This window comes from Parasediminibacterium sp. HNIBRBA5674 (genome assembly GCF_056745525.1).
This window is the reverse complement of sequence record NZ_JBQWIE010000026.1, coordinates 44,292-69,465: the sequence shown is the minus strand read 5'-3', so window position 1 is coordinate 69,465 and position 25,174 is coordinate 44,292. Positions and strand designations below refer to the sequence as shown.

The 25,174-nt window shown below is 37.2% G+C and carries 24 protein-coding genes; 15 read left to right on the top strand and 9 right to left on the bottom strand.

Annotated features, from left to right (window positions below; translation table 11 throughout):
• The first annotated feature begins 218 nt into the window (after positions 1-218).
• Together ACT9TX_RS13335 and gcvT are read left to right on the top strand one after the other, a co-directional pair.
• Positions 219-653 (top strand): lipocalin-like domain-containing protein, encoded by a 435-nt coding sequence (locus ACT9TX_RS13335; RefSeq protein ID WP_481338892.1) that lies wholly within the window; start codon positions 219-221, stop codon positions 651-653.
• A gap of 74 nt (positions 654-727) precedes the next feature.
• Complete coding sequence (gene gcvT, locus ACT9TX_RS13330; protein WP_481338890.1) at positions 728-1,804, top strand: glycine cleavage system aminomethyltransferase GcvT; 1,077 nt, start codon at positions 728-730, stop codon at positions 1,802-1,804.
• 364 nt (positions 1,805-2,168) lie between these two features.
• On the opposite strand, the gene ACT9TX_RS13325 is transcribed toward gcvT, so the two are convergent.
• The 4 genes from ACT9TX_RS13325 to ACT9TX_RS13310 all read right to left on the bottom strand — a co-directional run bounded on the left by ACT9TX_RS13325 (position 2,169) and on the right by ACT9TX_RS13310 (position 8,317).
• Entirely contained in the window at positions 2,169-3,395 is a 1,227-nt protein-coding gene (locus ACT9TX_RS13325; RefSeq protein ID WP_481338888.1) for a cation:dicarboxylate symporter family transporter, read from the bottom strand.
• 134 nt (positions 3,396-3,529) lie between these two features.
• Entirely contained in the window at positions 3,530-6,382 is a 2,853-nt protein-coding gene (locus tag ACT9TX_RS13320; protein ID WP_481338886.1) for an outer membrane beta-barrel protein, read from the bottom strand.
• A 238-nt stretch (positions 6,383-6,620) separates the two neighbouring features.
• Positions 6,621-7,091, bottom strand: coding sequence for a hypothetical protein (locus ACT9TX_RS13315; protein ID WP_481338884.1), 471 nt, complete (start codon positions 7,089-7,091; stop codon positions 6,621-6,623).
• 59 nt (positions 7,092-7,150) lie between these two features.
• Positions 7,151-8,317, bottom strand: a complete 1,167-nt coding sequence (locus tag ACT9TX_RS13310; protein ID WP_481338882.1) for a THUMP domain-containing class I SAM-dependent RNA methyltransferase — start codon at positions 8,315-8,317, stop codon at positions 7,151-7,153.
• A 261-nt stretch (positions 8,318-8,578) separates the two neighbouring features.
• On the opposite strand from ACT9TX_RS13310, the gene lpxD reads away from it, so the two are divergent.
• From lpxD to ACT9TX_RS13280, 6 genes are all read left to right on the top strand, one after another.
• Positions 8,579-9,577 (top strand): UDP-3-O-(3-hydroxymyristoyl)glucosamine N-acyltransferase, encoded by a 999-nt coding sequence (gene lpxD, locus ACT9TX_RS13305; protein WP_481338880.1) that lies wholly within the window; start codon positions 8,579-8,581, stop codon positions 9,575-9,577.
• 40 nt (positions 9,578-9,617) lie between these two features.
• On the top strand, positions 9,618-10,481 hold the full coding sequence (locus ACT9TX_RS13300; protein WP_481338878.1) for a YncE family protein: 864 nt from the start codon (positions 9,618-9,620) through the stop codon (positions 10,479-10,481).
• A 168-nt stretch (positions 10,482-10,649) separates the two neighbouring features.
• Positions 10,650-11,171, top strand: coding sequence for an isoamylase early set domain-containing protein (locus ACT9TX_RS13295; RefSeq protein ID WP_481338876.1), 522 nt, complete (start codon positions 10,650-10,652; stop codon positions 11,169-11,171).
• Positions 11,172-11,449: 278 nt separating this feature from the next.
• Complete coding sequence (locus tag ACT9TX_RS13290; RefSeq protein ID WP_481338874.1) at positions 11,450-12,136, top strand: hypothetical protein; 687 nt, start codon at positions 11,450-11,452, stop codon at positions 12,134-12,136.
• Between the two features lie 60 nt (positions 12,137-12,196).
• Positions 12,197-13,075, top strand: a complete 879-nt coding sequence (locus ACT9TX_RS13285) for a hypothetical protein (protein WP_481338872.1) — start codon at positions 12,197-12,199, stop codon at positions 13,073-13,075.
• Positions 13,076-13,206: 131 nt separating this feature from the next.
• On the top strand, positions 13,207-14,115 hold the full coding sequence (locus ACT9TX_RS13280; protein ID WP_481338871.1) for a DUF72 domain-containing protein: 909 nt from the start codon (positions 13,207-13,209) through the stop codon (positions 14,113-14,115).
• Between the two features lie 7 nt (positions 14,116-14,122).
• Here the strand turns inward: ACT9TX_RS13280 and ACT9TX_RS13275 are convergent, their stop codons facing one another.
• Positions 14,123-15,403 (bottom strand): Y-family DNA polymerase, encoded by a 1,281-nt coding sequence (locus tag ACT9TX_RS13275; protein WP_481338869.1) that lies wholly within the window; start codon positions 15,401-15,403, stop codon positions 14,123-14,125.
• Between the two features lie 60 nt (positions 15,404-15,463).
• Positions 15,464-15,958: a LexA family protein gene (locus tag ACT9TX_RS13270; RefSeq protein ID WP_481338867.1), complete on the bottom strand. Its 495-nt coding sequence runs from the start codon at positions 15,956-15,958 to the stop codon at positions 15,464-15,466.
• A gap of 60 nt (positions 15,959-16,018) precedes the next feature.
• On the opposite strand from ACT9TX_RS13270, the gene ACT9TX_RS13265 reads away from it, so the two are divergent.
• The 7 genes from ACT9TX_RS13265 to ACT9TX_RS13235 all read left to right on the top strand — a co-directional run bounded on the left by ACT9TX_RS13265 (position 16,019) and on the right by ACT9TX_RS13235 (position 23,087).
• Positions 16,019-16,375, top strand: coding sequence for a hypothetical protein (locus ACT9TX_RS13265; RefSeq protein ID WP_481338865.1), 357 nt, complete (start codon positions 16,019-16,021; stop codon positions 16,373-16,375).
• Between the two features lie 23 nt (positions 16,376-16,398).
• On the top strand, positions 16,399-17,043 hold the full coding sequence (locus ACT9TX_RS13260) for a 2'-5' RNA ligase family protein (protein ID WP_481338863.1): 645 nt from the start codon (positions 16,399-16,401) through the stop codon (positions 17,041-17,043).
• Between the two features lie 81 nt (positions 17,044-17,124).
• A complete protein-coding gene (locus ACT9TX_RS13255; RefSeq protein ID WP_481338861.1) occupies positions 17,125-18,231 on the top strand; it encodes a PA0069 family radical SAM protein in 1,107 nt (368 codons plus the stop codon).
• A gap of 648 nt (positions 18,232-18,879) precedes the next feature.
• Entirely contained in the window at positions 18,880-19,206 is a 327-nt protein-coding gene (locus ACT9TX_RS13250; protein ID WP_481338859.1) for a hypothetical protein, read from the top strand.
• Between the two features lie 145 nt (positions 19,207-19,351).
• Positions 19,352-19,696 carry a hypothetical protein gene (locus ACT9TX_RS13245; RefSeq protein ID WP_481338857.1) on the top strand — a complete coding sequence of 115 codons (345 nt, stop codon included), beginning with the start codon at positions 19,352-19,354 and terminating at the stop codon, positions 19,694-19,696.
• Between the two features lie 85 nt (positions 19,697-19,781).
• A complete protein-coding gene (locus ACT9TX_RS13240) occupies positions 19,782-20,912 on the top strand; it encodes a glutathionylspermidine synthase family protein (RefSeq protein WP_481338855.1) in 1,131 nt (376 codons plus the stop codon).
• A 258-nt stretch (positions 20,913-21,170) separates the two neighbouring features.
• A complete protein-coding gene (locus tag ACT9TX_RS13235; protein WP_481338853.1) occupies positions 21,171-23,087 on the top strand; it encodes an SPFH domain-containing protein in 1,917 nt (638 codons plus the stop codon).
• Between the two features lie 68 nt (positions 23,088-23,155).
• Here ACT9TX_RS13235 and ACT9TX_RS13230 read toward each other — a convergent pair whose 3' ends face one another.
• The 3 genes from ACT9TX_RS13230 to ACT9TX_RS13220 all read right to left on the bottom strand — a co-directional run bounded on the left by ACT9TX_RS13230 (position 23,156) and on the right by ACT9TX_RS13220 (position 24,867).
• Positions 23,156-24,001 carry a hypothetical protein gene (locus tag ACT9TX_RS13230; RefSeq protein WP_481338851.1) on the bottom strand — a complete coding sequence of 282 codons (846 nt, stop codon included), beginning with the start codon at positions 23,999-24,001 and terminating at the stop codon, positions 23,156-23,158.
• Positions 23,998-24,297, bottom strand: a complete 300-nt coding sequence (locus ACT9TX_RS13225; RefSeq protein WP_481338849.1) for a hypothetical protein — start codon at positions 24,295-24,297, stop codon at positions 23,998-24,000. The genes ACT9TX_RS13230 and ACT9TX_RS13225 overlap by 4 nt, the downstream gene beginning before the upstream one ends.
• A gap of 204 nt (positions 24,298-24,501) precedes the next feature.
• On the bottom strand, positions 24,502-24,867 hold the full coding sequence (locus tag ACT9TX_RS13220; protein ID WP_481338847.1) for a hypothetical protein: 366 nt from the start codon (positions 24,865-24,867) through the stop codon (positions 24,502-24,504).
• Positions 24,868-25,174 lie beyond the last annotated feature (307 nt).

Genomic DNA, 25,174 nt, shown 5'->3' with positions numbered 1-25,174 from the left:
TTAAAGGCTTCCCCCTGAAAATAGCATTATTCCTGTTTGCTTTACAGCTAAAGAAAATTAACTAGCAACTTGAGTTAGTTAAGTAAATAGTTGGGTGAGGTTTTAGCCTTGCAGCCATGTGCTGCGGGGCTTTTTTATTTTTATTGTATCGTTTACTAACAAGTATTTGTAATCATTGCTTTTGCGTGTACTTTTAACTATCTTAAATTTTCAATTTTATGAGAAAACAATGGTTATTACTACTGATTATTTTCATTTCAGCTGCTGCATTTACAAAGGTTATAACACCTGAAAAAGATATTCTTGGCAAATGGGTCATTGATATTAATTCAGTGCCTGCAATGACGAAAGCAGCTATTGAGTTTACTAAAAAAACAAACCCAGAACAAGCCGCTAAAATGGAAGCAAATATTGAAGAGGTAAATGCTATTACAGCCAAAACTAACTATGTATTTAACGAGGATAATACATTTACTGTACAATCTAATGGCGATCCACAACTAGGTACTTGGGCTTTTAGCGACGACAAAAAGTTTTTATTATTAACACGCAATGGCAAAACAAGAAAGGATAGCGTTATAGAACTATCACCTAAGCGCTTACAACTATTTCATGGTGATAGAAAAGTGGCAACATTATTTATAAGACCATAATAAAGCGACCAACCAAATAAATCTGCCTTATAGCTTTCTTGCAACACCTACATTTGCCATCTCAAATAATTTTTATGGTAAAAAACACGCCTTTTACAGAAAAACACATTGCCCTAGGTGCTAAAATGGCGCCATTTGCTGGTTATAATATGCCTATTAGCTACACAGGTATTAACGATGAACATGCTGCCGTAAGAACCAATGTGGGTGTGTTTGATGTAAGCCATATGGGTGAGTTTATTTTAAAAGGTGACAAAGCACTTGACCTTATTCAGCGTGTAACTAGCAACGATGCTAGCAAGCTTACCAATGGTAAAGCGCAATACAGTTGCTTACCAAACAATGAAGGCGGTATTGTAGATGACTTAATTGTGTACTGCCTAGAAGAAAACAAAAGCTACATGCTAGTAGTAAATGCGAGCAACATAGAAAAAGATTGGAACTGGATTTCATCGTTTAATACAGAAGGTGTAGAAATGCACAACATCAGCGATAGAACTTGTTTGCTAGCCATTCAAGGGCCTAATGCTTGCAAAATGCTACAACCATTAACCGATGTAGATATTATGAACCTTAAATACTACACATTTGTACGTGGTAGTATTGCAGGTGTAGGCAATGTAATTATTAGTGCTACTGGCTATACAGGTTCAGGTGGTGTAGAAATTTACTTTGAAGACAAGGATAATGCAGCCAATATTATTTGGGATAAATTGATGGAACTAAACGTAAAACCTATTGGCCTTGGTGCTAGAGATACTTTACGTTTAGAAATGGGCTATTGCTTATATGGCAATGATATTGACGATACTACATCACCGCTAGAAGGTGGCTTAGGATGGATTACAAAATTCACTAAAGACTTTACTGCAAAAGCAATTTTAGAGCAACAAAAAGCCGCTGGTATTACACGTAAATTAGTAGGCTTTGAAATGATAGACCGAGGCATTCCTCGTCACGATTATTTATTAAAAGATGCTGCTGGCAACACCATTGGCAAAGTAACAAGTGGTACACAAGCCCCTAGCTTAAACAAGGCTGTAGGGCTTGGTTATGTAAGCACACAATTCTCTACTATTGACAGCGAAATTTTTGTAGAAATACGTAACAACTTGGTTAAAGCAAAAGTGGTAAAATTGCCTTTTGCATAAGTAATTGGTTTAAATACATTTAATGAGAAGCGTACATCTACTTTAAAGATGTGCGCTTTTTATTTAGAGTCGTTCTAAAACTTAAAAAAGCGTACACCGCCATCAAAAAGTTGTTTGCAGAATTAATTGAAGTGTTTGCAAATTACAATTAACCGTTTGCCAAAATAAAACAAGCGTACACCACCATCGAAAAGTCGTTTGCTGAATTAGTTAAAGTGTTTGCAAATTATAATCAACCGTTTGCCAAAATAAAACAAGCGTACACCATCATTAAAAAGTTATTTGTAGAATTGATTGGAGTGTTTTCAAATTACAATTAACCGCTTGCTAGATTAGAGCCTACGTTTGTAATTACATTGGCTTACTATACACCCAAAACTTGTACATCATCAGGCTCAAATTCCTTTTCAACATTGGCAATAACAATAGTGGCTACACCGTTGCCTATAATATTGGTGATGGCTCTTGCTTCGCTCATAAACTTATCTACACCCAATAAAAATGCTAAACCTTCGATTGGTATTTTATGTAGCGTTGCTAATGTAGATGCTAGCACAATAAACCCACTGCCTGTAACACCTGCAGCCCCTTTAGATGTTACCACCAAGATACCTATAATACTCAGCATTTCCCATGCAGTAAGCTGTACATTGTATAGCTGCGCAATAAATATTACTGCCATAGATAAGTAAATAGAAGTGCCATCTAAATTAAAAGAATAGCCTGTAGGTACTACCAAGCCCACAACAGATTTACTACAACCAAGCTGCTCTAATTTGCTCATAATAGATGGCAATGCTGACTCTGATGATGATGTACCTAGCACTAGCAACAACTCTTCTTTTATGTATACCAAAAACTTAAAAATGCTCAGCTTATAATAGCGCATAATACTACCTAATACTAGAAATACAAACAGTGCCATAGTGAGATAAATGGTGCCCATCAATTTTGCCAATGGCAATAATGTGTGCAGGCCAAATTTGCCAATGGCATAAGCCATACCACCAAACGCACCAAATGGCGCTAAATACATCACATATTTTAACCCAAGAAACACATATTTAGAAACAACAGTCAGCTTCTCTACCACACGTCTTCTATGTCTTGAATAATTAAGCAAAATACCTATTACAATAGCCACTAGCAATACTTGTAGCGTAACATTGGTCTCAAAAAATTGTAGCCAGTCAAAGCCTTTACTAGCGGCTTTTGTAAACTTTGATGGATCTTGTAATTGTACTTGCGTTTTATCTATTTTACCAGGCTGCAACAAGTAAGCCACCGCAATACCTATAGCCAATGCAAATGTGGTTACAATCTCAAAATAAATCAATGACTTCACCCCTATTCTACCCACTTTTTTAAGGTTGCCCATACCACTTATGCCAAGTACAATGGTTAGGAAAATGATGGGATTAATAAACAGTTTTATCAAGTCGATAAAACGCTTACCCAATACTTCCATTTTTACAGCAAGCGGAGCGTTTACAGTGCCTAAAATAATGGCACACACAATGGCTATAAATACCCAAAAAGTAAGGTTCTTAAAAATATTAAAAGGTGTTTTAGCAGTGGTAGTATCTAGCATGAACAGTTTGTAAACGTTTACCTAAATAAAATAAGCACTCAAAATAAGCAAAGCAAAGTGCATCACCTAGTACTGCCATAAAAAAGGGCGAAACTTTTCAGTTCGCCCTTAACAGTATTTACAAAAATGATGTCTTAAAATCTTGGCATGTTGCGCATGTTAGTACCACGCATCATGTTTCTAAACATAGCAGGCATTTGCTGACCCGCACCTGCAAACTTGCGCAAGTTATAAGCAAATGTTACGCTGAAATATTGTTTCAACACCGTGCTTTGTTGGTCAGTAACAGTATTACCAGTTACAGATCTTGATACACTTACATTTTGGTTAAGAATATCGTAGATAGCTACTTTTAACTCACCTGCCTGGTTCTTAAATAATAGTTTACTTAAACTAGCATTCCACAAAGGCACACTCGCATTATAACCTGCAGCCAAACCACCTGTGTAATTGTAATCTAAATCAGTACCCAAAACCCAACCACCTTTGAAAGTATATGTTGGTTCTATGGTAATGTTTTGGGTGAAATAATTGGTATTATTTGCAGCATTTGCCTGATTGGTGTTTTTAACAATAAAATAAGTTGACGTTGCAGTAAAATTTAAGTCAAATTTCTCTTTGATGTTAAAGCCTGTACCAATCGTTTGCCCAATAGAACTATTATAGGTATAGTTTAAGGTATCATTAGGGTTACCACCTGAAGTAAAGTTATGTATAGCACTTACATCTCTGCTATGTGCAAGATTGGTTGTAAAGTTTAAGCGAATTTTATTTTTACCAAATTGAAAACCATAGTTCACATATCCACTTAAACTATATGCACCATTCATATTTACGTATGTAGTAGAGTCTTTGTTAGTTGCAAACTGATACACATTGTTTACAATTTTATTACTCGTATTACTTGCATTAAACATCGCAAACAAGTTGCGCAGTTTAAAAATATCGAAAGAAGAATAAAATACACGTAAGCTATTAGTAAACTCTTGCCCCAAGTTTGGATTACCTTGTTTAATACTAAGAAGATTACTATTATCCACTATTGGCTGTAATTGAGATACACTAGGTTGATTGGTTCTACCATTATAGTTAATACGCAAGTTTTTACTTCTCGTAAAGTTGTAAGTAAAATTGGCAGTAGGAAATAAATTAGTGAATGTTTTATTAACGTCATTGCCAAGCTTTGTTTGGTTAATGCTATTAAGTGTTGCAAACTGCAAGCCTAAGGTTGCTCCCAAATTAAACTTAGCGTTTTGTACACGGTAGCCTAGACTACCTCTATTAGAATAGTTAACGTTCTCAAACTTATTCGTAAGAAGTGAAACCACATCAGTGTAATCTTTAGTGGTATTGTTGTATTTAAAAGTCTGTCTATCAGAAGTACTAATTCTATAACTATAGTTGTAACCTATTTCAATCAACTGGTTTTTACCAATTGGTTCGGTATAAGATAAATTAGTGCTGATATTACTTCCATCAGATTTACTTGTACTTATTTGATTTGTTAAACTATCTTTTCCAGTTAAGTAATCAATATAATTCCCATAGTTAGTACCATTAGCATCATTTGTATTAGCACCACCAGTAAGATTTATTGAAAATGTACGGCCCTTGGTTTTGAAACGATGGCGAAAAGTCGCATCAATACTACCATTGTAGCCACTACTAGCGTTATTGGTCGTTTGATCATTGAGCGTCAAATTAGTCAGCTTACCTTTTGTACCTGTAGAGATACTTCTATTATTCGCTTCTGTTTGTTGATAAGAAAAATTGGGTCTAACAATTAATGAGTTGCTACTATCTATTTGTGTTTCAATATTAAAATTGATACGGTGATTTTCGTTTTTAGTTCTTGCAGTAGTATTTTGATTGGTAAATATCGATGAGTCACTATTACCAACAAAACGTTCAGATAAACTTCTAGTATCTCTATCAATAGCTAGATTGTTATAAAAATAACTACCAGATGCTTCTGTTTTTTTACTCCACACATCTTTATAGTTAAGGCCACCAGCAACTGTTGTAGTAATACCATTGCTGCTACCGCCGCCACCTAAACCACCTATTAAAGCAATGGCACCACCACCGCCTGCACCACCTCTACCACCACCAGCACTACCTAGTGTACCAAGTATATCTTGTACAGAGAATGCCTGACGATTAACGTTGTTAGCTTGGCCAATAAAACTTATCTGCTGATTACCATTAAAGCGGTTAAAATTCAAACTGCTTTCGTAGCGGCCGTTGTTGCCACCGCCTGCCATTGCTTTACCAAACAAGCCTTTACGCCTATCTTTTTTAGTAGTAATGTTGATTGTTTTAGTACGTGTGCCATCATCAAAACCGCTAAAAGCACTTTGGTCACTTTGTGCATCGTACACCTGAATTTTGTCTACCATATCTGGCGGTAAATTCTTAGTTGCCATTTTAGGGTCATCACCAAAAAAACGTTTCCCATCTACCAATACACGTTGTACAGTTTCGCCTTGTGCTTTTATGCTACCATCTTTGGCTACTTCTACACCTGGTAGCTTCTTCAACAAATCTTCTACCACCGCATTGGGCTTGGTTTTAAAGCTACCTGCATTGTATTCTATGGTATCTTTTCTTATGGTAATGGGGCTTGTTTGTACAATTACTTCTTGCAAATCTTTCGATTGAATAGTCATGGCCACTTCACCTAAATCTACTACTGCATTTTCTTTGCTTAGTGTTACAGTTTTATTGACTGGTCTATAACCTTGAAATGTAATTTGCACAATCATTTTGCCAAGGGCAATATTTTTCAATTCAAATGTGCCATCAGTTTTGGCAAGGCCAAATACTTCTAGTGTAGAATCTTTGCTGTCTAGCACCGTAATTGAGGCATCTTTTAATGATTGTTTGCCTACGCTATCAATCAATTTACCTTTAATAGTACCACTTGTTTGTGCGAGAGAAATAGTCGTAACAAATAAGCACGACAGGAAAAAATACAGTTGCTTCATAAATAAGTTTGATTAGTATGGTAGTGCGAAAAACGCCCTTTAATACGTTAAACAAAAGCTAATGCTATTGGTTGGGCAAAGTTGCGTAATGGTTGGTAGCTATATGATAGAAATCGGTGAGGTATTGGTTTTAATCGCCTATTCAGAATATTGGTTCTCGCAAAAAACGCAGATTATGCAGAAACTTTTTAAGTACAATAAGGACGTTTTATCAAACAATTGTAACAGCAACTATCAATTACAACTGTGTCAGTTGCCTTAAATAATCATACTGTAAATCTTCGTGCAAGGCAGCAGTCAATTTCTGTACTTTTTTTACCTGCATTAAGTATAGCTTGTGTATCACTGCATTTTTTTCTTTGGCAAGGCCGCTTGCTTTTAGCCGTTGGCAAAAGTGTAGCAATACTTCTACCTCTGTTTGTTTAACGCCACTGTATTTGGTATGCTTGCCTGCAATACGTAAAATTTTGCGCAAGCTTTTTTTGGCAAAATAAACATGACTCGTATTGATGTCTTCAAACAACGCATCTATGTCGTCTTTAATAGCTTGTACATAGCTATCTTCATCATGTGCTTGGAACAACAAATAGCCAAGCAGTTCTTTGTTGTCTTTTTTGTACTTAGCTAAGCGCAGGCATAAGTCTTGTACTTCCTTAAGATTAAGGTGCTGTAGCTCTTGCTTTATTTCTTGTATGCTTGCTGCTTTCATGCCATTAAAAATATGCAAGACCTGTCAGGTTTTGAAACCTGACAGGTCTAAAAACTTTATTATACCACTCTTCTACTACCACTATATAGTTCGTACTCAAGTAATCTACAATCTATGGTGCTATTAAAAAACTCAATTCTACGTTTGGCTTTTAAGCCTATTTTTTTTGCTAGCTCTAGGTTGCCTGTAAATATGTAGCCCCAATAACCACCGCATTGCTGCTTCATAAAGTCGCCAATGCGCTTGTAGGTAAGTTCTAATTCATCAATATCACCAAGGCGCTCACCATATTCTGGGTTTACCATCATAATGCCAGCACCATTTTCGGGTACTTTGGTAAGTGCAAAGTCGCACACCGCAAACTGTATAAGGTTTTGTACACCTGCTGCGGCTGCATTTTTCTGTGCATTTTCTATGGCTTTTGCGTTGTAGTCAGTAGCTATTATTTGTAAGCCTTCTACGGTTATTATTTGTTTGCTTAATAAAGCTCTCTCTTGTTGATACACTGCATTGTCGTAGCCTTGTAAGTGCATGAAGGCATAGTTGGTTCTATACAGGCTAGGCTTTCTATTAGTAGCTATTAAAGCGGCCTCAATAGCTAGTGTACCCGAGCCACACATTGGATTTATGAACGGTGATGTTCTATCCCATTTGGTGGCATAAATGGTGGCAGCTGCCAATGCTTCTAGCATGGGTGCTTGGCCTGGTATTTTTCTATAACCATGCCTTGCCAATGAATCGCCTGAAGTATCTATAAACACTTCGGCATATTCTTCTTTCCAGAATAAATTGATAACCGCACCTGTAAGTTCTGCACCTGTTGAAGGTCTAGTACCACGCTTTTCCCTTAATCTATCTACAATAGCATCTTTTACCCTAAGGTTAGCAAACATGCTGTTATTGATGGTGGGGTTATTTACGTTACTGGTAATAGAAAAATAACCGTCTGCTGGTAGAATGTCTTCCCAAGCATAATTGAGCAAATGGCGGTAAATAGCATCGGTATGTTCTGCCTGAAACTGCTTAATGCTGTAAAGTACCTGACTAGCACAACGTAGGTTAAGATTAAGCTTGATGCAATCGTTAATGGTTGCATACAATCGTACACCTGTTACAAAGGTTTCTTCAATAGTAAAACCAAGGTTGGTTACCTCTTGTGCCAAATAACTTGATACCCTTTTGTGACAGGTAATAATTACGGTAGATTTCTTAGTAAATACGCTCATAGAGGTGTTAAAGGTAAAAGCTAAATAGTAGTAAAGAGATAGAAAATAGTTGTAGCGGTCAACTAGCCATCTAATAAAAACCAATATAGTTTGATAAAAAAAGATACGCAACGCAATGCGCTGAAGCCAAATACTATGTAAAATCATTCCAGCCGTGGTGCTAATGATAGATGGTAAAATTGTTAATTTATATTATAGCTGTACAGGCATTAAATATTTCCGTACCTATACAGCCATAAATTAACCTAACCGCTTGCTATTATGAAAACATATACCATACAACAAATTAACGAGGTACTTAAAGGCGAACTAATTGGTAATACCACACATGCTATTACTGGTCCAGAGCAATTAGAACAAGCAAGTGAGACGCAGATTACATTTATAGGCAATAAAAAATATGCTAAAAGTTGGGATACTTGCAGAGCTTGTGCGGTAATTATTAATGCAGATATTGAGCTTACGCCAATAGACAATAAAGCCATCATTAAGGTAAAAAATGCCGATGTGGCTATGGCTATGGTACTAGAAATGTATGTAGAAGAAGGCCCTGTGTTTGATACAGCCATTCACCCTACAGCTACTATTCACCCTACAGCTACCATTGGCGAGGACTGCCAAATAGGTGCAGGCTGCTACATTGGTAAACATGTAGTGCTAGGCAAGGACGTAACATTGTACCCAAATGTTACCATTTTAGATGCTTCCTCTATTGGCGCAGCCACCACCATTTGGAGCGGTGCAGTGGTAAGAGAAAAATGTGTGGTAGGTGCATATTGCATTATTCACCCAAATGCCACTATTGGTGCAGATGGTTTTGGGTTTAGACCAAGCCCTGACGGCCGTGGCTTAATAAAAATACCACATATAGGCAATGTAGTAATAGGTAATGGTGTAGAAATAGGCGCCAATACCTGTGTAGATAGAGGCAAGTTTAGCGCTACTACCATAGGTGATGGCTGTAAAATAGACAACCTAGTACAGATAGGGCACAATAGTAAAATGGGTCGCTGTTGCATAATGGCTGGCAGCAGTGGGCTTGCTGGTTCTGTAACACTTGGTGATGGCGTAATTGTAGGTGGTGGTGCTTGTATATCAGATCATGTAACCCTTGGCAATGGTGTGCAAGTGGGTGGGCAGTCAGGTGTAATTAATAATTTTGGTGATGGTGCTAAAGTTTTAGGCTACCCAGCTATCGATTCTCGTGATGCCTTAAAACAATGGGTTATTTTAAGAAAATTGGTAAAAGAGAGTAAATAAGGAGCATTGCTAAAAATACATGTCTAAATTTTAGTTACCAATGAAACAACTACTTGTAGCTACATGCTTTTTGAGTCTAAGCATTTGCGAAGCGCAAACCATAAAACCTGTTTTAAAAACAGTACTTGTAGAAAAATTAAAAGAAAGTTCTGGTTTAGTATTTACCAAACATGGCTTGTGGACATTCAACGATGGCAAATCGGCAGGTATTTATAGAATAGATACCGCAACAGGTAATATTTTACAAGAAGTAATTATTGCTAACACCAATTTTATTGATGCCGAAGGCATTGCCAAAGACGACCAATATCTTTATATAGAGGATGCTGGTAATAATGATGGCTCTAGAAAAGATTTGAAAATAGTTCGCATTAAGCTAAGTGATATTGACAATACGATACCACAGCAAAAGTTAAATGCTGAAATTATTTACTTTAATTATCCTGACCAAACTATTTTTAATGGCGATAAAAAGGATAACAATTTTGATTGTGAATCAATTATTGCAACTGCAGATTCACTCTATTTATTTACCAAAAGAAGGGGCGATAATACTACTGGCCTATACAGTTTGCCAAAAACGCCTGGTAATTTCAAAGCAAATGCATTAGGAAGCTTTAATACTGATGGGCTTGTTACAGATGCAGCCATAAGCTCTGATGGCAAATATGTACTACTGGTTGGTTACCTAAAAGGGCATTTTAGTAGTTTTCTGTGGGTATTTAGCAATTTTAAAAGCCACAACTTTTTTAGTGGAAAAGCGCAAAGAATTTTACTTAATGAAAAAAACGATACATGGCAAACTGAAGCCATCACCTTTTTAAATAAAGAAAGTTTGTGGCTTTCTTGCGAGATGACACAAGACCATCCTGCTGCTTTATACAAATTTAACGCCATTAAATAGTGCTGAAATGCAGCACTTCTGCCTATTATTAGTTCTTATTGTTTAGGTATTTATTAAGCATAAAGCTTCGCTAACGGTTACTTTTTGCCAAAAAAGGTATTAATTACGGATAAAACATATTTCCTAATCAAAAGTAGTGTTCTCATTACTGTATAACAAGCAACATTTATGGCACAAAAAATTACTTTCACAGTATCAGCAGAAATAGCAGACAATGCTAGTTCTGGTATTTTATTAGGCGATTTTAACAACTGGGATTTTGAGCAAGGTATCTCCTTAAAACAACAAAAAGATGGCTCATTAAAAGCCACTGTTTCACTAGAAAGTGGTACTTACCAATATCGCTATTTTTTAAGTGATGGTAGATGGGTAAACGATGGCAATGCAGATGCTTATGTATATAGCGAAGAGTTTTTTGTAGATAACTGCCTTATAAACGTACCATCAGAAGCACCAAAAGCTACTAAATCTAAAAAAGAAACACCTGCACCAGTAGTAGAAGTTGCTGCCCCAGCTAAAAAAGCAGCTATAAAAAAAGCAACAACAAAACCTGTAGAACCAGTTGTTGTAGCGCCTATAGTAGTAGAAAAGAAAGCTACCAAAGCTAAAAAGGAAACACCTGCACCAGCCGTAAAAGCCGTTGCACCAGCTAAAAAAGCTGCTACGAAAACTGCAAAAGCTAAGAAATAAATAGTAATACTTCAAGCCCTCGGCATAATTAAGCCGAGGGCTTATCTTTCTAATAGTTGCAAGCCTAATTTGTTAAAAATAAAATTAAAACAGTGGCATCTATCGGCAAGGTAAATCCAAATGCAGACTAGCTTCGTATATCGCCAGATTTTTACCAAACCCCTTTGCTATATTGACTTACAGGGTATTTTAACAAATTGTATTTTTTTGTTTTGGCATGAAAGTTGAAAATCATCTCTTGTCATTAAACTTTAAAACATCATTAAAAACAAAAAATTATGAAAACGTTAATCAGCAAAATTGCAGGTGTTGTAGCCATCACATTTATAAGTGCTAATGTTCATGCACAACTTGGTATTTCGGGTGCAACAACTGCCGCCACTAAGGCCACAGTTAATACTACCAAAGTAAGCAGTGTAATAAGTAAAACTACCAATGCCACAACAGCGGCTGTAAAAGCAACAACTGCCGCCACTACCGCAGCCGTAAAAGCTACAACAAGTGCTACTAAATCAGCAGCTACTAGTGCAGCTGCAACTACCAAAAATATTGCAGCCAATACCGATGTAAATGTGAACGCTAGTACCAATGCAAGTAGTAATACAGATGTTACAAAAGCAAATGATGCCACTACTGCTAGCAATACAACTGATGCTAGTGTAGATGCATCTGCGAATGTAAAAGTACCTACCAAAGAGATAAAAGACGACGCAAAAGCTAAAGCTACAGAAGCTAAAACCGTGGCAAAGGAAAAAGTAGAAGCAGCTAAAGCATCAGCAAAAACTAAGGTTGACAATGCAGAAGCAAGTGCGAAAACAAAAATAGAAGCTGCCAAGACTACAGAAGCAGAAGCCAAAGTATCTGCAAAGGCAAAAGTTGAAAAAGCAAAATCAATAAAAGATACCAAAGTATCTGCTACCACAGAAACGTCTGTACAAGGCAAAGTTTCTGCTACTAAAAATTAAGCATACCAATATATAGGGGCACAAAGTGCCCCTGTTTTTACTACTTTAAAACTACCTGATATGAACAAGCTAATACTAATTGCAGGCTTACTATTACCTGCCATATCATTTGCACAGCAAAGTACGTCTGCAACGTCCACAGACACTACCAATACAGCTACGCAAGACAGCACAAAAAAAGATAAGAAAAATCATTTGTCTGCCTCCGTTAGTTATCAAACAAGGTTACATTATTTTGGCCGCACAGATAGCATACAAAGCAATGGGCTATTGCCTTCTATCAGTTTAGAGAGTAAGATTGGTTTGTACGCTACAGGTAATTTTATTTTTGTTAATAATGCTGTTACACCTACCAAATATGTAGGTACTACCCTTGAAGTTGGCTATCAAATACCTGCTAGCAAGCACTTTAATGGTAATATTTTCTATACCCAATTTATATACGATGACAAGCGTTTGCTAGTACAATCTGCATTAAAATCTCAAGCTGGCATTAATACTGCTTTTACCAATAAAATAGTAAACATTAACATTGGCGGAGATTTAAAATTCAGCGACAAAACAGACTATGGAGCCACCTTTGGCTTAGACCATTTGTTCATCTACAAAAAAGGTTTAAAGAACATGGCTTTTGCCTTTAATCCATCAGTATATATGTATGCGGGTACACAAAATTTCAGCAACACTTATCAACAGCAAAAGCGAACTTTATTAGGTGTACCTTACATACAACAAACCACCGAAACGATTACTAATTTCAACATCCTATCTTATGAAGTTTCGATGCCTATTGTATTTGTTTGCGGCAAGTTCAATGCATCCGTTACACCAAGTTATGTTATGCCACAAAACCTTGTAGTGGTTGCTAATAATCCATCGCAATCAGAGCGAGGTAGCAATATGTTTTATGCCACATTTGGTGTTGGTTTCAGATTGTAATTACAGTTGTTTTTTTAGGTTACCAGCAGTGGTAATCCTTATCACCGCCTGTTGCGTCGCACACTGCAATAGTAGAATGTTTGTTCAGCTTTTATCAAAGCGTAACTTTACGTTCTAAATATATTCACCCCATGGAATTTGGTCGTGTACACGAAAGCGAATTAAACAATATCAACTTTACGTTACCAGATGAACCTTTATTTAATAAGGCAATATTACAAGACTTACCAGTCGTTACACCAAAAGTGTTTTTAGGCTGTGCCAAATGGGGAAGAACAGAATGGGTGGGGAAAATTTACCCAGAAAAAACAAAAGAAAAAGACTTTCTACAGCACTATGTGCAACACTATAATAGCATAGAATTAAATGCCACACACTACAAAGTATATGGCACAGAAGGCATAGCAAAATGGGCTGAAAAGACTGCGGGTAAAGACTTCTTGTTTTGCCCCAAAATGTACCAAGGTGTTACCCATCGTGGCAGTTTATTAAACAAAGAATTTATTACTACAGAGTTCTTAAAAGGCATTCTGGCATTTGGTAAACACTTGGGGCCAACCTTTGTACAAGTAAGCGATACGTTTACCCCTAACAGAAAAGAAGAACTGTTTGCGTTTCTAAAATCGCTACCAACCGATATGCAGTTTTTCCTAGAAGTGCGCCATCCAGATTGGTTTAATAAAGCTGCCATACGAGACGAATTATTTGCCACCTTAACAGCCCTAAATATTGGTGCAGTAATTACCGATACTGCTGGTAGAAGAGAGTGCTGTCACATGCATTTAACCGTACCAAAGGTATTCATTCGCTATGTAGGTAATAGCTTACACGAAACAGATTTTACACGTGTAGATGATTGGGTAAATCGCATTAAATATTGGCTATCTCACAACATACAAGAAGTCTATTTTTTCATGCACATGCACGATGAAGCAACATCACCAGAACTTACTGTAGACCTTGTAGATAAACTAAACAAAGCTTGTGGCTTACAATTAGAGAAGCCAAAGTTTATTACTACCAATGGTTCGTTGTTTTAAAAAGGTATCAACCTATCTCATACAACTCATCCCATCGAGTGGTATATCTTGGGCTGTGAAAGTTCTTCTGCATCTTCCAATTACGTGTAGTACCGCTAGCGGCAAACTTGATAATATCATCACGCATGGCGAAGTTCATATTATCCATCATATCCATCAGCATACGACTTTTATTGGTAGCTTCAGGTACAAATAAGTTGCCCTGAATAGAACTGTCTGGTACAATACCACTAAGTGTTACACCTGCTTTTTTATACAATCTACCTTCTTCAAATAAACTATCTACCAATTGTACAGCTGGCTTTATTAATTGGTTAGTAATAGAAGTGGCATTATCTAAAGTAGTATAAGCACTAATGCTTGGCCCATGCCTAAAACGCCCAGTAGTTGATGGCTCTTTGGGCACAACAAACACACTAATAATATTAGCTGCACTATGTTGCCTACGTAGTTTTTCAGCGGCTCTAGAGGTGTAAGTAGCTACTGCTTCTTTAATGCTAGCAATATCTTTTACAGGGCTACCAAACATCCTTGTAGTAGCAATCATTTTTTTATTTACCAATTCTTCTTCCATCACAATACTCTCAAAGCCCTTAAGCTCACGTAATAGTCTTACACCTACTACACCACCTAAATGTTTGTGTGCCCATTCTATATTTTTAAGGCTCAGCTGCCAGGCAGTTTCTATTTGCATATGCCTTAGCTTTTGCGCATATTGCCTACCAACACCCCATATATCTTCAACCTCTGTGCGTTGCAATGCTTGCTCTATTTTTCGAGGTGTATCGAGTATTAAAATACAATTAGTGGCTTGCTTATTTTTCTTAGCTAGTCTATTGGCTACCTTACTTAAAACCTTGGTAGGCGCTACACCTATAGATACTTTTATGCCCGTCCACATTTCTACTGTGTCTTTAATATTGCGTACCGTTTCATGTAGTTGTTGCTTCGGTACTTTATCTAAGTTTAAGAAGGCTTCATCTACACTATACACTTCTACATTAGCTGCACCAATCAACATGCGTAAAGTTTCCATCACACGCCAACTAAGGTTGCCATACAAGTTATAATTAGATGAAAATGTAGCCACACCATGCGCTTCTATTAATGGCTTGGCTTTAAAATATGGGCCTGCCATTTCTACACCAAAAGCCTTAGCTTCATCGCTACGTGAAATGATACAACCATCGTTATTACTAAGTACTACCACGGCTTTCTCTTCTAAGTCAGGCCGAAATAATCTTTCACAAGAACAATAAAAACTGTTACAATCAATAATGGCTTTCATACTATGCCCCTAGCCCCTAAAGGGGAATTTTAACAAGTTTAATTAATGCTTTTAATCGTTTCATCTTTTACGCTTGATGGTGCTTTGTTGTGTGGCATTCTTATTAAATGCCATTAAATTAGCATCAAGAATATGTATTACACAAGTAACAACACCCCAACTTTGAAAGGCGCTAAATTCATTAATTTCTACTTCTTTATACTTCTTGTTTTCTGGGCTTAAAGTGGCTTTGTTAAGCGATTGTAGGTAACGCCTTACCATTAAATCGCCATCAACAGCAGCTACAATTATTTTACCGTTCATGGCTTTTATGCTTCTATCTACAATTAAAATATCACCTGCGTTAATACCTGCACCATCCATCGCATCGCTGTTCATTCTAAAAAAGAAAGTTGCTGGTTTGTTCATAATCAACTGCTCGTTTAAATCAATGCCTCTTTCGGCATAATCATCAGCGGCAGCGCCAAAGCCAGTAGCATTAGCTGTTTGTACATCGTGTTGGGTAAATTGCTTAGTGCCTTTATAAGCTGTATTACTAAATATTTCTTGATCCATAAAAATTAATTTTGAAATGCTAAAATAGTTAGTATTTTTATACCACAAAATTTAGTTTTTATGAATGCAGCACTAATATCTTCTAAGCCTCAACAAATTGAGTACAAAATAGTAGCTGAGTGTAATAACCATGGTGCCAAGCTAGCATTGGCGGGCTTTTGCGCAGCAGAACAAACAGAAGCAACACTGTTTAGATACTTGCAAAACATGTGCTTATTAAGCGATGGTAGCCTCACTAAAACACATGGCTTATTGTGTAGCACCTTAGCCGAATGGCAAACAGCCTTAAACATTCCATCGGCACAAATGCTGCGCAATGTAGCGTTTGATGTATGTGATAATAAACTACAAGCCTTGTGTTTATACCGCACCAAAGCAGGCGAAAGCGAACAACTGATTAACCGAATATTTCTATAACAACTATTAGCAACATTGTTACCATGTCACATCTACTTTTAAGTAATGCTTACAACAAGCAGCCGCTATTTAGCAGTAAACAATTGGTCGTGAGTGAATACTTGTTGATACTGCAACCACATGAGGATTTGTACAATAAAATACTTGACCTTAAACGGGCATTTGCAGATAATTACGACTGCCCAATGGCTGCATTTTTAAAGCCGCACCTTACGCTAGTAAAGTTTATGCAGTTTGAAATGCATGAAGCTAGAATCATCCAAAAGTTTGAGCAAGTGATGGCTACCAATACGCCTTGCAAAATAGACTTAGAAGGTTTTGGCGGTTTTCCATCGCACACCATTTTTATAAATGTAAAAACGAAGAAGCCGATTGTGCGCTTGGTAAAAGAGTTGCGACCAATACAACCTTTACTAAAATTTGACCAAGAACATAAACCACATTTTATAACCGAGCCGCACATTACCATTGCAAGAAGATTGCAGCCTTGGCAATACGAAAAAAGCTGGCTTGAATACAGCAACACACCTTTTACCGCAAGTTTTATGGCTACCAATGCTATACTATTAAAACGTAAAGTGGGTAATAAAAGCTATGCTGTGGCGGCTAGTTTTCCATTGTTGGGCAAAGAGAAAGAAAAGGTAATGCAAGCGTCGTTATTTATCTGAACCTTGACCCGATAGCTATCGGGTTTTCAGATTGTTTGAATTGGTAAGAAAAGTGTCCTAAACACGAACAGAAGTCAGCAAATGAAGAACATCAATGATAATCCCAATGCTAAACCAAAACCTTCGGTTGAAGGTAATGAGATATACCTAAAAGGTAGAGGTGCACAGATAAATACGAAGAACCGCTTTTTAGCAAATCAAACCATAAAAGCACATATAGAAGCCATTGATGACTGGACAGAAACCAACGAAGCCACGGTATATTTAGAAGATCATGCAAAAAGCATTGTAAACAAAGTAGATAGCCCCGATGTAGGTATGTTTTACAGCATGAATCCTTACCAAGGTTGTGAGCATGGTTGTATCTATTGCTATGCCCGAAACACCCATGAATACTGGGGCTACAGTGCTGGGCTAGATTTTGAGCGTAAGATTATTGTAAAGAAAAATGCACCCGAATTACTACGCAAATTCTTAATGCATCCAAAATGGGAATGCTTACCTATAAGCCTTAGCGGCAATACAGATTGCTACCAACCTGCGGAACAAAAGTTTCGCATTACAAGACAATTACTAGAAGTATGTAATGAGTTTAACCAGCCTGTAGGTATGATTACCAAAAATGCTGGTATGTTAAGAGATAAAGATTTACTGCAAAAGATGGCTAGCAAAAATCTCATAAGCATACTGGTAAGCATAACGAGCTTTAACGAAAATTTGCGTCGAGTGATGGAACCACGAACCACCACAGCCACTCAGCGCCTAAAGCTGATAAAAGAACTGAGCGATATGGGTGTACGCATGGGTGTAATGCTGGGACCAATGATACCTGGCCTAAACGAACATGAGATGCAACGCATTATGCAAGCAGCAAGTGAAAACGGTGCAACGTTTAGTGCCTACACATTTATACGCCTCAACGGTGCTATAAAATTGATGTTTCACGATTGGTTGTATAAGAATTTTCCTGATAGGGCAGATAAAGTGTGGCACTTGATAGAAAGTGGCCACGGTGGGCAGGTAAACGATAGCCACTACGGTAAGCGCATGCGTGGTGAAGGCCCGATAGCAGAGCTAGTGCGGCAGCAGTTTATTAAATACAATAAACTCTATAACCTAAACGCAGAACGTTGGGGGCTTGATACCACACAATTTAGAAGACCCGGTGAGCAAGGAAGGTTGTTTTGAGGGAAAGAAGATTAATTTTAGGAAAATAATGACATCTATACTAACACTTGAAACTATAAAACAAAGACTAAGAGCCTGTTTAAAATCATTTCAATGGTTAATTCATCTTGCTTTTAGGCTACAACTTCGTTAAATTTTTCGCCTTAGGCGTTTAACTATGGCTACAAAACTTGCCCCGCTTCGCTCAAAAATCACCTGTGAATTATTCCATCAAATAATCTTAAACAGGCTCTAAATATTAAAAAGTCATCTCATCGTATTTATGAGACGGCCTCTTTTATTTATGTCACTGCTAGCGAATATTGCAACATTGTAGCAAATACATTACCTTCAAAAACAATATCTACCACTCATCACACATACTTTACCACTTGTGAAACCGCAAGTCCCACTGTTCACGAATTCATTTCGTAAGCGTTTCGCCCTGTTTATATCTTTACATGGTCAATGTAAATGTAGCCTCGCTACAATGTAAAATGAACCACGCTTTTAACAGCAACCAACTACTACTTTCCTCTCTTATTCTTGTAGCCAATCAACGTAAAGAGTTGTCGTAGCAATGCTTTCGGCAAATATTTCTATACCGATTTGTTTAGCAAACAAATTTGGGCATATATCTATATATTTAATCCATCAAAACTATACACCATGAATTTAAAACTAACTGTTGCTACTGCAACCATGCTATTGCTAGTAAGTGCTTGTAACAATGAAGCGAAAGAAGATGTAACCACTGATATAAACAAAGCTGGTTCGGTAGAAACAGCTGTTACCGTTAATCACCTAGATAGTGCTTACGATGTAATAGTGACTACACATAAAGTGTGGCGCAACTTTAATGAATACAAAACCATTGAATACCGAGATACCATACCTGCACTTGGCGAAACAACCACAGAAGCTGAAAATGCTGATGGTGACACTAAAAATGTGAAGGTAAAAAAGGACTATGAAATTTTTATAACGGTGAAATAAATAGTCCACAGTCGACCGTCAATAGACGATAGTTTTCGAAGCGAAAAAAGAGGTTCACGGTCATCCGTCCATAGACGACAAATTATTGTAGCGAAATAATAAATATCAAACACTAAAAATTCCCCTTTAGGGGTTAGGGGCAACTATGAAAAAAACAAAACACATACAACTGATATTGATTACAGCGGCTTTGGCTAGCTGTAACCAACCTAAACCAAAAGACGAATGGGAAAGCGGTAACAAAACTCATATTCGTGCTGATAGTACTGCACCTTATACAAGAGTATATCATCATCACAGCGGTGTTGGTAATGCCTTGCTATGGTATTATGCTTTTAGGCCGTACGGTAACTACAACAATGGTAGCTATCAGCGTGCAGGCTACTACTCTAGTGCTATTCACCAAAGCTCTAATATAGGTAGCAATGGTTTTAAAAGCAGTGTGGTACGTAGTGGTTTTGGTAGAGGCGGCTATAGTGTGAGTAGCTAAAGACACCCCCAACCCCTAAAGGGGAGTAAGGAAGAAAAAATAAATTTTAAAGAAAATAAATAAAGTCCCTTTAGGGATTTAGGGCATGAAACGAATAACAACAACACCACGCAATAACTGGCAAGCAGAAGTAGAAAAACTAGGCTTTGGCTTTCATACTACCAATGTGCCTTACTGGGACGAATCGGTGTATTATAGCTTTAGCATGGATGAGGTATTGCAAATAGAAAAGGCTACGGCAGAACTGTGGGACCTTTGCCTTGGTGCAGTACAGCATGTAATGGATAATAATTTGTACAGCCAATTTGGCATACCAGATAACTACGTAAAATACATTGAAAAAAGCTGGACAGAAGATCATCCTTCAACTTATGGGCGCTTTGATTTTTGCTATAAAAACGGGCAGCTAAAATTGCTTGAGTTTAATGCCGATACGCCTACAAGCTTGTACGAAGCAGGTATTGTGCAATGGTTTTGGCTACAAGACTTTGACAAAAGCAAAGACCAGTTTAATAGCATTCACGAAAAGCTAATTGCTTACTGGAAATACTTAGGTACGTATTTGCAACCAGGTACATTACACTTTACTTGCTTGAAAGAAACGCTGGAAGACCTTACCAATACTGAATACATGCGTGACTGTGCGATGCAGGCAGAACTTGATACCAAGTTGGTGTTTATAGATGATATTGGTTGGGATAGCGACCTTCAAATATTTAGAGATTTAGAAGATAAGCCCATCAAAAACATCTTTAAGCTATACCCTTGGGAATGGCTATTGAACGATGAATTTGGCAAGCATATTTTAGAAGATACCAACCGCACATTATGGGTAGAACCAAGCTGGAAAATGATACTATCAAACAAAGCGATACTACCAATACTGTGGGAATTATATCCTGACTGCCCTTATATACTACCTAGTTATTTTGAAAGTGGTAAGCTACTTAACTATGTAAAGAAACCTATCTTATCAAGAGAGGGCGCTAATATAGAAATAGTGCAAAACAATACCACACTACAAAAAACAGAAGGACAATATGGAAAAGAAGGCTATATCTATCAAGAGCTGTTTACGCTGCCAGAATTTGATGGCAACTATCCAGTAATTGGCAGTTGGGTAATAGGCCAAGAGCCAGCAGGTATGGGCATTAGAGAGGCCAATGGTTTGGTAACTAACAATACCAGTCGCTTTGTGCCACATCTGATAGACTAACTTGTCTGAACGGGGATTTTGAATGATTATAAAGATTTCTAGGATTGAACGTGAATCTTATAAATCTAAGCAATCCTAAAAAATCATGGTTTAGACAAATACGCTTTAAGCAAAGCTCAACATTGTTCTAGACGATGCAGTGAGTGATCCGCCACTGCGGACAAGCTACAACAGGCGCTAAATTGAAAAACAACAGTTGGTTATAAAAAAATCAACAAACACAAAACTTAAAAACAAAAAACCTAAAACTCAAACACAATGGAAGCAAGAGATTTATTAGCACACTACTGGTGGTTACTGGTATTGTTGCTCAGCATTATTTTTTACAAATTTATTTTACGCGTATTCTTTGGTATGGTCATCGTACCAGAAAATAAAATAGGCTTGGTAACTAAAAAGTTCGTGCTTTTTGGTGCCGATAAAAGCCTGCCAGATGGTAGAATTATTGCTACCAAAGGCGAGGCAGGTTTTCAAGCAAAAACACTAGCACCGGGCTTGTATTGGGGTATGTTTCCTTGGCAGTATGGTGTAGATATGCAGGCCTTTACGGTAATACCAGAAGGCAAGATAGGCTTGATATTAGCCAACGATGGTGCTGAAATACCTACAGGTGCTATATTGGCTAGAAAGGTAGATAGCGACAACTTTCAGGATGCTGAAAAGTTCTTGAATAATGGTGGGCAAAAAGGTAGACAAACAGCCTACATAACCGCAGGTACTTACCGTATAAACACGTATGCCTTTACCATAACCATAGCCGATATGGTGATTATTCATGAGAATATGGTGGGCATTGTAACTACGCTAGATGGCCACCCGATAGATGGTGGGCAAATTGCTGGTAAGCACATAGAAGGGCACAACAACTTTCAAGACTTTGATACCTTTTTAAAGAACGATGGTAACAGAGGTTTGCAACCAAGCATTATACTAGCAGGTAGCTACAACATCAATCCTTGGGCTATACAGATAGAAGAAATACCAATGACAGATGTACCTATTGGTTATGTAGGTGTAGTGATTAGCTATATAGGTGAAGATGGTAAAGACCTTACTGGTGATAGCTTTAAGCATGGCAACATTGTAAGCAAAGGGCAACGTGGTGTATGGATAGAACCCTATGGCCCTGGTAAATACCCTATTAACAAATACACGTTGAAGGTAGAGCTAGTACCAACTACCAACTTGGTGCTTAACTGGGCTAATGCACGTAGCGAAAGCCACCAACTAGATAAGAATTTAAGTACCATTACGGTACGTTCTAGAGACGGTTTTCCTTTTAACCTAGACGTGAGCCAGATTATACACATACCAGCTAATGAAGCGCCTAAAGTAATAGCCCGATTTGGTAGTATGAATAATCTAGTAAGCCAAGTACTTGAACCTACCATTGGTAACTACTTCCGTAACTCGGCACAGGAAAGCGATGTGATTTCGTTTTTAAGTACCCGTAAAGAGCGCCAACAATCTGCTAAAAACCACATTAAAGTGGTGCTAGATGAGTACAACGTAAATGCTGTAGATACTTTGATAGGTGACATTGTACCGCCTGAAGCCTTGATGAAAACATTAACCGATAGAAAGATTGCAGAAGAAGAGCAAAAAACCTATCAAACACAAAAGATGGCGCAAGAGCAAAGGCAGGGTATGGAAAAAGAAACTGCTATTGCTGATATGCAAAAAGAGATAGTAAAAGCACAGCAAAGTGTAGAAATTGCACAACGTACTGCTGATGCTACTGTTAAAAAAGCAGAAGGTGATGCGAATAGTTTAAAACTACAAGTAGATGCAGAAGCGACTGCTACTAAAATGCGTGCTAATGCAGAAGCAGAGGCGACCAAAGCAAGGGCTGGTGCACAAGCAGAAGCGACTAAGCTAAACGCTAGTGCCGATGCTGAGCGCATTAGTAAAACTGGTTTGGCAGAAGCAGAAAAAATTATGGCGATAGGTAAAAGTACCGCTGAGGCATACGAGCTACAAGTAAAAGCGATGGGTGGCGATAACTTTACACGCTTTAAAGTAACCGAAGAAATAGGTAAAGGCAATATTAAAGTAATGCCAGACATTTTAATAGGCGGCGGTAATGGCAGCGAAGGCGGCATTAACGGCTTATTAGGCATGAAATTGATGGAACTAATGGATGTGAAGAAGAAGGAAGAAAAGGCGGCTGAGTAAACACAATGTTATAGCCTACCAAAACGTCCGGGGTTTTTGAAACCTCGGACGTTTTAGTGGGCTATCTTTTATTTTTTAATACTTCTAGATTTCCTAAGTTCTTTACCAGCTAAGTCAATTATCCATTGATTTTTATCCTTGTCAACAGACAATAAATGTCTGAAGTAAGGAAACAATACTAAAGCAGAGTCTAAGGTATTTTCCTTTATGTAAATGGACTTTACACCATCTTTATTGTAAGTAGTAGAATAATTTATGTTGTACCTTTCTTTTATTAACTCATAAACAGTCTTGTACATAAAAATCGAATCTAGATAACTAGAATTTACGACGAATACAAAAGACCCATCTTCTTTCTTTGTAACGTTATAAGTTAATCCGTAATTCTTTTTTATTAAACTTACTATGTGCTGATTTATAAAGATTGAATCTCCTGAAGTCTTATCTGGCTTTAAAACAAACCCATTATTCGTTTTGTCAACGTTATACTTGATATTATAGTTGTTGGCAGCGAGTTCCGCCATCCTTTTGTAAATATGAAACGAGTCACTGTACTTTTTGTACTCTGACGTATAGAATTCAGAATAACCCTTAGTTCTACGCAAACTATCCTTTAACTTAAAATTCTCTTCTAACTGTCTATTAAGCATCTCTACAATTTCCTCAATACTAACTTTCCGATTTCCTAATGTGAAATTTGACCCAGAGATATATTTTGTTATTGTATCAGAGTACCTTTTAGTCTCTTTATTCAAAGTTGAATCCTGATTATGTTTTTCTTTTAAAATCAAATCACGTTGGCTAATTTGTTGCTTCAGCTCTTCGTTCGCGTTAAAAAAGTATATGACAACAAACCAGCCACTTGCTAAGAGTAAAAGAATAAACAGTACAATATATTTAGTAGGATTTTTCATTTTTTAGCTTCTACAATTTGCTTTACTGTTTGCATAAAATTTTCCATCTTTTCTTCCGTTCGTTTCGTTTTTTCTTCCTGTAATGCTGTTTCAGCTTTGTGAACTAACTCATTGCAGTCTTGTGCTAGTTTGATTTTTTCTCTTTCAAATTTTTCATTCTCAAAATACACACCAACTTTATAACCGAAAATTATTAGAGCACTAATTGCACCAATAATTTGTAGTATTGATTGCCATGACTGTTTGAGCAAATCAATTAAACTTTGATTAGTCTTTTTACTTCTAGATTCAGCCATAAAAAGGAAAGAGATGGGTTAATATTTTGAAAGGTTCTAAGACAAATATAATGTATCTAATAAAACATATTGATTTCCTTATCGGCGGGTGAGGACACCCGCCGATTTACCAGTCACTTTTTTAGCACCCTTATTTCGGTTGGTGTCTTCACCAACCGATAAAAAAACCCGACAGGTCTTTGAGACCTGTTGGGTTTGGGCTGCCTACTTCATCACTATTTCCTTCAATAAGTCTCTTTCTTTTTTCACCTCTTCTAGTTCTTGTTGCAAGTCAGCAATTTGTTGTTGTAGGGCTTTTTCGGCGCTAGTGGGGCGGATGTTTTCGGGCAAAAGGGTGAGGTAGGCGTCTATAAAATTGTATTGCAAGTGTATGCTTAGGGCTAGCAAGGTGGCAATGCTTTGGTTGGGTTTAGGCAGTTGGTAATGCAAGTAATTACTGCTTTTACCCAAGTTTTTAGATAGCTGTTGCTTATTGCTGCCATTTTTCTCTAATTGCAATTGTACTTGTAGTGGTAAATTCAGTGCTGCAAGCTTGGGTAGCAAGCTCTTTTCGTTTAATATTTGGCTCATATGCTTATTTGTTTACGGTAGTGGCTTGTTTATTTTTATTTTTAAGCTAAAAAGTATAAAAATAATACCTTTGCTTAGTAAAATTATAAGTTTTAATAGTAAAATAATACTCAAACTTATACAATTCATACTTTATATTATTAAAATTATACTCTTACTTATTAAAATAATAGTTTTGAGTATTCATTTAATACTTTACAAGATTTATTCCGCTTCGCCATGACATTGACTTGCAATCTCATTACTAAATGGGCAATACTTAACAAAAAAGCCCTCTTGCGAGGGCTACACTATAAAAACAAGGGGG

What these genes read in the sequence shown, in the direction of transcription:
- ACT9TX_RS13335 (WP_481338892.1), top strand. Translation starts at nt 219, where the DNA reads ATGAGAAAACAATGGTTATTACTACTGATTATTTTCATTTCAGCTGCT.
- gcvT (WP_481338890.1), top strand. Translation starts at nt 728, where the DNA reads ATGGTAAAAAACACGCCTTTTACAGAAAAACACATTGCCCTAGGTGCT.
- ACT9TX_RS13325 (WP_481338888.1), bottom strand. Translation starts at nt 3,395, where the DNA reads ATGCTAGATACTACCACTGCTAAAACACCTTTTAATATTTTTAAGAAC.
- ACT9TX_RS13320 (WP_481338886.1), bottom strand. Translation starts at nt 6,382, where the DNA reads ATGAAGCAACTGTATTTTTTCCTGTCGTGCTTATTTGTTACGACTATT.
- ACT9TX_RS13315 (WP_481338884.1), bottom strand. Translation starts at nt 7,091, where the DNA reads ATGAAAGCAGCAAGCATACAAGAAATAAAGCAAGAGCTACAGCACCTT.
- ACT9TX_RS13310 (WP_481338882.1), bottom strand. Translation starts at nt 8,317, where the DNA reads ATGAGCGTATTTACTAAGAAATCTACCGTAATTATTACCTGTCACAAA.
- lpxD (WP_481338880.1), top strand. Translation starts at nt 8,579, where the DNA reads ATGAAAACATATACCATACAACAAATTAACGAGGTACTTAAAGGCGAA.
- ACT9TX_RS13300 (WP_481338878.1), top strand. Translation starts at nt 9,618, where the DNA reads ATGAAACAACTACTTGTAGCTACATGCTTTTTGAGTCTAAGCATTTGC.
- ACT9TX_RS13295 (WP_481338876.1), top strand. Translation starts at nt 10,650, where the DNA reads ATGGCACAAAAAATTACTTTCACAGTATCAGCAGAAATAGCAGACAAT.
- ACT9TX_RS13290 (WP_481338874.1), top strand. Translation starts at nt 11,450, where the DNA reads ATGAAAACGTTAATCAGCAAAATTGCAGGTGTTGTAGCCATCACATTT.
- ACT9TX_RS13285 (WP_481338872.1), top strand. Translation starts at nt 12,197, where the DNA reads ATGAACAAGCTAATACTAATTGCAGGCTTACTATTACCTGCCATATCA.
- ACT9TX_RS13280 (WP_481338871.1), top strand. Translation starts at nt 13,207, where the DNA reads ATGGAATTTGGTCGTGTACACGAAAGCGAATTAAACAATATCAACTTT.
- ACT9TX_RS13275 (WP_481338869.1), bottom strand. Translation starts at nt 15,403, where the DNA reads ATGAAAGCCATTATTGATTGTAACAGTTTTTATTGTTCTTGTGAAAGA.
- ACT9TX_RS13270 (WP_481338867.1), bottom strand. Translation starts at nt 15,958, where the DNA reads ATGGATCAAGAAATATTTAGTAATACAGCTTATAAAGGCACTAAGCAA.
- ACT9TX_RS13265 (WP_481338865.1), top strand. Translation starts at nt 16,019, where the DNA reads ATGAATGCAGCACTAATATCTTCTAAGCCTCAACAAATTGAGTACAAA.
- ACT9TX_RS13260 (WP_481338863.1), top strand. Translation starts at nt 16,399, where the DNA reads ATGTCACATCTACTTTTAAGTAATGCTTACAACAAGCAGCCGCTATTT.
- ACT9TX_RS13255 (WP_481338861.1), top strand. Translation starts at nt 17,125, where the DNA reads ATGAAGAACATCAATGATAATCCCAATGCTAAACCAAAACCTTCGGTT.
- ACT9TX_RS13250 (WP_481338859.1), top strand. Translation starts at nt 18,880, where the DNA reads ATGAATTTAAAACTAACTGTTGCTACTGCAACCATGCTATTGCTAGTA.
- ACT9TX_RS13245 (WP_481338857.1), top strand. Translation starts at nt 19,352, where the DNA reads ATGAAAAAAACAAAACACATACAACTGATATTGATTACAGCGGCTTTG.
- ACT9TX_RS13240 (WP_481338855.1), top strand. Translation starts at nt 19,782, where the DNA reads ATGAAACGAATAACAACAACACCACGCAATAACTGGCAAGCAGAAGTA.
- ACT9TX_RS13235 (WP_481338853.1), top strand. Translation starts at nt 21,171, where the DNA reads ATGGAAGCAAGAGATTTATTAGCACACTACTGGTGGTTACTGGTATTG.
- ACT9TX_RS13230 (WP_481338851.1), bottom strand. Translation starts at nt 24,001, where the DNA reads ATGAAAAATCCTACTAAATATATTGTACTGTTTATTCTTTTACTCTTA.
- ACT9TX_RS13225 (WP_481338849.1), bottom strand. Translation starts at nt 24,297, where the DNA reads ATGGCTGAATCTAGAAGTAAAAAGACTAATCAAAGTTTAATTGATTTG.
- ACT9TX_RS13220 (WP_481338847.1), bottom strand. Translation starts at nt 24,867, where the DNA reads ATGAGCCAAATATTAAACGAAAAGAGCTTGCTACCCAAGCTTGCAGCA.